Origin of the sequence: Bacillus sp. JJ1773 (assembly GCF_036962035.1) — a bacterium.
In the GTDB taxonomy this organism is placed as follows: domain Bacteria; phylum Bacillota; class Bacilli; order Bacillales; family Cytobacillaceae; genus Cytobacillus.
This window is the reverse complement of record NZ_JBALNX010000044.1, coordinates 35,328-41,537: the sequence shown is the minus strand read 5'-3', so window position 1 is coordinate 41,537 and position 6,210 is coordinate 35,328. Positions and strand designations below refer to the sequence as shown.

Sequence of the window (6,210 nt, the reverse complement as noted above, 5' to 3'; positions counted from 1 at the left end):
TACGTCGGGGGTAGGCGCTCCTCCTAAAAGCTAACGCTTTTACTCGTGCGATGATTATGCTGCCGAAGCGTTCCTTGTGGAGCTAGACAGTTCTCAAACTCGAGAAAAGTTGTTCTTTATTTATTAGATAAATAGCTATTTTTTTAAGCTTAATTAATTGAAAATGGGGAAATAAAGTACTAACAAGGCAGGCAGGTAAAATGGGACAATTAATAAAATTGCAGGATTACGTTTCACGTTATGAACAAAATATTTATTTATATCCTTCACGTTTTGTTAGACTTAAAAAACAGCAATGGGATAAGTTGAAAATTGGCTGGGAGAATGAGGATTCATCCATTTTTCAAGAAGGGCTTCAGACCCAGCAAGGAAGTACCGATTGGCTAGAGGACGAAAAGCAGCCTTTACTGGATAAGTTAAAGGGTCTGTTGAAGTTTGGAAAAGGTGAATCAATTGATGAAACGATATTCGATTCAGAACTAGAGGAAAAAGAGGAGGAACCCGAGGAGGAGTCTCTCGACTTCCATACAAGTTTTACTTATAGACCCGATACAATAGAGGATTTGAAATATCAATTCCTTGATCAAATCTTTCGTTTTCAGATGAAGTGGGCAAGTTCAACTTTAACGGAAAAATCCTTTATCGATAAAAGGTATTATTACGATGAAAGACTTAAATATTTCCTTCAGCGATTTCCCGATACGTTTCTAGTGCTCTATCACCCGCTTTTTTTATTAAAAAAGGCTCCAGTTGAATTAGAAACCATTATCATCAGCCCTACTGGTGTATGGTGTATAAGCTTTGTAGAGGAAGAGGATCTGTCTGTTTTCATAGGATCAAAAGAAAGATTCTGGCTTAAGCGTGTGAAAGGCAAGGAAAAAAAGGTATTAAATCCGGTTTTAGCATTAAATCGGACAGGAAAAATTGTACAGCAAATTTTTCAGATGAATGAAATTGATTTTCCTATTTACAAAGCAGTTATTTGCCGGAACGGCTATATCGATTATCCTGCATCACCATTTGACGTGCAATTGATTGAAAAAAGAAATTATGATGAATGGTTTAATAGCATGAGAAACCTCCGCTCTCCGTTAAAGCATAACCAGCTTAAAGGAGCGCAGGCTTTGCTTCAGTATTGCCAAACGTCATCCATAAGAAGGTTAGAATGGGAGTTAGCAGACGAAAGTTAAAATGTCGATTAAAAGGCTGATGTTATGAAAAATATTTATTTTATTATTAATCCACAAGCGAAAAATGGATATTGTCAAAAAGTTTGGAGAAAGCTGGAACGGACTCTCCTTGAACAAAAGATTCCTTACATGGCCTTTTTTACAGAATATCGTGGTCATGCGAAAGATATTGTCCGATCCATTGCCGTTAAATCAGAAGGAAGTCAAGTTACGATTATAGCTGTCGGCGGCGATGGCACGATGCATGAGGTTATTAATGGTGCAGCAAACTTCCACCATGTCCATGTGTCTTTTATTCCTGGCGGGTCAGGCAACGACTTCTCAAGAGGATTTAATATTTCCAAAAACCCAGCCAAGGCACTTAATACCTTATTACAGCAATTAGATCAAGAGAATACCGTATGCGTTGATATTGGAAAAATGACAATCGAAAACAATAGAGAACTCTATTTTATTAATAATATGGGAGCCGGCTTTGATGCTCTTATTTCAAAAGAGGTTAACCAATCCAAGATAAAGGGAGTATTTAACCGCCTCTCTCTCGGAAAATTTGTCTATGTTTATTTTTTATTAAAAAATTTGTTTACCTATAAAAAAACACAAATTGATCTCAAAATTGATGGCAGTGAATATTCGTTTCCTTCCGCATGGTTTGTGACGGTATCCAACCAGCCTTATTATGGAGGCGGAATGAAAATTTCCCCCGATGCTTCACCGTTTGATGGGAAGTTAAATATAACAGTTGTTCATAACCTATCAAGAATAAAACTATTACTCATTTTCATTACAGTGTTTTGGGGAGGACATACAGGATTTAAAGAGGTTTCTTTTTTGACCGGCAGAAGTATTCAAATTAAGTCAGACAGTCATCTACATGTCCATGCGGACGGAGAGGAAATCGGTTTAACTCCTGCCATAGTCACAGCTTGTCAAAAGAAACTGCCAGTCGTCTCGAACAGCAGCTTAAACGAAAAGGAGGTAAGCATAAATGACTTCTATTAAGCGTGAATTTTCCGCCTTTTTAGATGAAATGCAAACAATAACAGTCTTACTTCCTTTTCATTATCATGGAGGGGTTTCCACTTCTTTTTCGATAATGGATGACAATAACGAGCCTTTTTCCAAGATGGTCATTCTCAGCCGCATAGCTTTAGAAAATAAAATGAAATATATTTGTAAATTAGAAGCGGAGCCTATTATTGGCAAGCAATATTGGATCATGGATGAATTCGGAGGGAAAACAGATTTACAGATTGGGGCAGTAATTCGAACGAACGCCTTTGATGAAGCTTTTTTCTATAATGGCTCTCTAGGCTTTTCCTATTTGAAAGAAAAAACAAGCTTTAAAGTTTGGGCACCCACTGCGACCCTTGTTAAGGTTAAACTAGTCCCTTTGGGAAGCAAAGAGCCAGAAATACTAGAAATGAATAGAGGCGATAAAGGGGTCTGGCAGCTGACAGTCTGCCGTGATCTAGAATATTATCAATACTCCTATCTTCTTTGCGTTAATTTAGAATGGAGAGAAGCCGCAGATCCTTATGCCACAGCTGTAAGCATGAATGGTGAATATGGCACCATCATTGATATGAACAAAACTAAAACCGCTAAACCCCCACTGCCGCCTCTTGAACAGCCTACAGATGCGATCATATATGAAACCCACATTAGAGATTTCTCCATTCATCCAAACAGCGGAGTAATGAATAAGGGAGCATACCTTGGAGCGGGAGAGCTTAATACAAGAGATAAAGACGGATTTCCTACTTGTTTATCGTATGTAAAAGAACTTGGGATCACTCATATTGAATTCCTTCCAGTACATGATTTTGAAGGTGTTAATGAACGTAGACCAAAAAAAGAATACAATTGGGGTTACAACCCGCTGCACTTTAATGCACCAGAAGGGAGTTATTCTACTGACCCTGGGGATCCTTATGCAAGAATTAAAGAATTGAAATGGATGATACACTCTATCCATTCTCAAGGTATTAGAGTCATCATAGATGTTGTGTATAATCACGTTTATATTCGAGAAACATCATCTTTTGAAAAAATAGTCCCAGGCTACTACTTTCGCCATGACCAATTTGGGATCCCATCAAATGGAACCGGAGTTGGAAATGACTTTGCTTCAGAGCGTTTGATGGCGCGAAAATATATTCTTGATTCAGTGATGTATTGGCTAAATGAGTATCAAATAGATGGCTTTCGTTTTGATTTAATGGGCATTTTAGATAATGAAACAATGAACAAGGTGAGAAAGGCAGTAAATTCAGTAGATCCTTCGGTGATTATCATAGGTGAAGGATGGGACTTGAATACCCCTTTGCTTTCCCGTATGAAAGCAAACATTGGTAATCAGGCACAACTTCCTGGAATCGGTCAATTTAATGATTGGTTCCGAGATACGATAAAGGGCAGTACCTTTAATTTATATGATAAGGGCTATGCTCTTGGTAATAATCAATACTATTTGACAGCTAAGAAGGTATTGGCAGGCAGTATTGGATTGGAGAAGAAGGAAAAGGGACTATTCTATTCACCTAGTCAATCTGTTAATTATGTGGAGTCTCATGATAACCATACATTGTGGGATAAGCTATTAGTATGTTCCTCAGAAAAAACAGATCCGATAATCCAGCGTCAGCATCGGCTGGCAACGGTAATGGTGCTGCTTGCTCAAGGCATCCCTTTTTTGCATAGCGGCCAGGAGTTTTTTAGGACGAAAAAAGGGATTGGAAATAGCTATCGATCTCCAGATGAGATTAATTATTTGGATTGGGATCGAAAATCCTTATATTCAGACAATGTAGATTATATTAGAGGTATGATTAACATTCGCAAATCACACAAAGCTTTTAGGTTTTCAAGTGCTGAATTAATTCGTAAGCATTTACGTTTTTTACCCTTTGACAATAAAATAATTGGAATTATTTTAGAGGATGTCGGTGAATTTGGACAGTGGGATCGTTTGATCATGATAATTAACCCTTCTGAGTGCCAGCAATCAGTTCAGATTCCAAAAGGTGTTTGGCACGTGCTGGCAGATGAAAACAAGGCTGGTTTGGATGCGATAAGGGTGATTAAACATCCTTTAATCACCCTTATGCCCATCAGTTCTTATGTTCTCGTTAGCCGTTTTTTGTCGACTTAAATAAATAGACTTGACGAAAAAAGGCAGTAAGAGATAAAATTTATTAAGATGGCTATTGGGGGAATTATAGAACAATAGCTTTTTTTCTTTTAATAATATAGTTGAATAATGAGTAGATTTATGATCATTTATATTTGTAATGGCGGGCTTGCTGTTTAGTCCGCCTTCTATTTCTTTTTACTAGTTATTACTTTTTAGAGTTAGATAACTGTCTAGCTCCAGTGCCTACCCCCGATGTACAGGACGTATTAGTGTCGACAATGCGACAGGACAAGGAAAACTTCGTCAGCGACACATCGCACGACCAAAAGTGAAGCTTTTGGGAGGACATCGCGTTTTTGACGACCTTGAGGTCATAAGCCAATCCTGAAAGGTAGAGCTCACCTTTCCGCGAGGCTCGTCTTATGCTTATCGGGGGTGACCACAAAGGAAGGCTTCTGCGAATATTCATCGCAGGAACAATTGTCCTTTAATTGTTCCGAAGGCGCTTCCGCTTTTCTAATAAGCAGTTGGTAGCCTATATGTATGTACATCATGATGAGGCTTGTACGCTTTTTTGTCTAGCTTCAGTGGTTTAAAAGCCGCTTACGCTTTTCTATAACAGCTATTTGCATAAATGGCTTACTAAATTGCAGGTGAACAATGTTGGAAGAATTATTTGGACAAGAATGGGAGATCGTCCCTGCTGGGGGTGCAACGGGGAAGGCTTTTTTTGCCAAGCATGAAGAGCAAAGATTGTTCCTGAAAAGGAATTCGTCTCCCTTTCTCGCAGTATTATCAGCCGAGGGAATTGTTCCTAAGCTTGTTTGGACGAAAAGGCTTGAAACCGGTGATGTTATTACGGCCCAGCAATGGTTAAATGGGAGAGAGCTCAAACAAGCAGAAATGAATAATGAACGAGTGGCAAAGCTGCTCAAAAAAATCCATAGTTCAAAACCTCTGCTTGGCATGTTAAAAAGATTAGGAAAATCCCCAATTTATCCAAATATGCTATTGCGCATGATTGAAGAGCAAATAGATGGGGAGCTTAGACAGAATCAAACAGTTATTGTTTCCCTTGAGTTTCTTAGGAAAGAATTACTGAATATACAATGTGATGAGAATACGGTATGTCATTGCGATGTCAATCACAACAACTGGCTGCTTACAGAAAACAACCAGCTGTATTTAATTGATTGGGACGGGGCTATGATTGCAGATCCAGCGATCGATCTAGGCATGCTGCTCTATTGGTACATCCCTAAGAGAGAATGGGCAGACTGGGTCAGCCGATATGGACTAACTCTAACGGATGATTTACTTTTAAGAATGAAATGGTATGTCATTGCGCAAACTCTCACATCCATCCAATGGCATAAAAATAAACTTCGGTTCCAAGAAATGGAGAAATGGCTCCAATTTCTAACAGGTATTATTGGTGGCTATGAGAATTGATTGATTTCGTCCACCCATTGTGAAAGTTCTGATTGATGGGCTTCAATATGATTGTCTAATTGAGCGGCTTGGCTTCCATGCTGACTGTAATAATAAATTTCTTCCAATACGGATTGTGAATATTGATCAAGACCTGGCTGCATCATAAGTGATTTTACGAGCCTTTTTAATTGTTCACATTCAGAAACGGATCCACAGCAGTCCATTTGATGATTGTTTAATATATCTTTCAATAAATTTAATTTATCTTGATGGCTGATCGGCATCATGATCACTCCCTGTAAAGATTAAGCAGTGGATAATAAACAAGAGGAATTCATTTTAGGTTGTGAATTCCCTTTTTTATTTATACATGGCCTAATATTCTAGTTTTCCAGCTTCAGCCCCCTGATCAATGCGCTTCCACATTTTAGTGTTGCAAAGGTTCATATG

General features: G+C 38.4%; 5 protein-coding genes. 4 read left to right on the top strand and 1 reads right to left on the bottom strand.

All coding sequences use genetic code 11. The features are described 5' to 3' along the window. Positions 1 to 200: 200 nt before the first annotated feature. From V7127_RS12980 to V7127_RS12965, 4 genes are all read left to right on the top strand, one after another. Positions 201 to 1,190 (top strand): nuclease-related domain-containing protein, encoded by a 990-nt coding sequence (locus tag V7127_RS12980; RefSeq protein WP_335343844.1) that lies wholly within the window; start codon positions 201 to 203, stop codon positions 1,188 to 1,190. 24 nt (positions 1,191 to 1,214) lie between these two features. Then, positions 1,215 to 2,192: a diacylglycerol/lipid kinase family protein gene (locus V7127_RS12975; protein WP_335486636.1), complete on the top strand. Its 978-nt coding sequence runs from the start codon at positions 1,215 to 1,217 to the stop codon at positions 2,190 to 2,192. After that, entirely contained in the window at positions 2,179 to 4,344 is a 2,166-nt protein-coding gene (gene pulA / locus V7127_RS12970; protein WP_335486633.1) for a type I pullulanase, read from the top strand. The genes V7127_RS12975 and pulA overlap by 14 nt, the downstream gene beginning before the upstream one ends. 645 nt (positions 4,345 to 4,989) lie before the next feature. Continuing rightward, complete coding sequence (locus V7127_RS12965) at positions 4,990 to 5,778, top strand: phosphotransferase family protein (protein WP_335343846.1); 789 nt, start codon at positions 4,990 to 4,992, stop codon at positions 5,776 to 5,778. Here V7127_RS12965 and V7127_RS12960 read toward each other — a convergent pair. Next, the gene (locus V7127_RS12960; protein ID WP_335343845.1) at positions 5,766 to 6,044 is read right to left on the bottom strand and encodes a YtzH-like family protein; all 279 of its coding nucleotides are present in this window, start codon (positions 6,042 to 6,044) and stop codon (positions 5,766 to 5,768) included. The genes V7127_RS12965 and V7127_RS12960 overlap by 13 nt on opposite strands. Between the last annotated feature and the right edge of the window lie 166 nt (positions 6,045 to 6,210).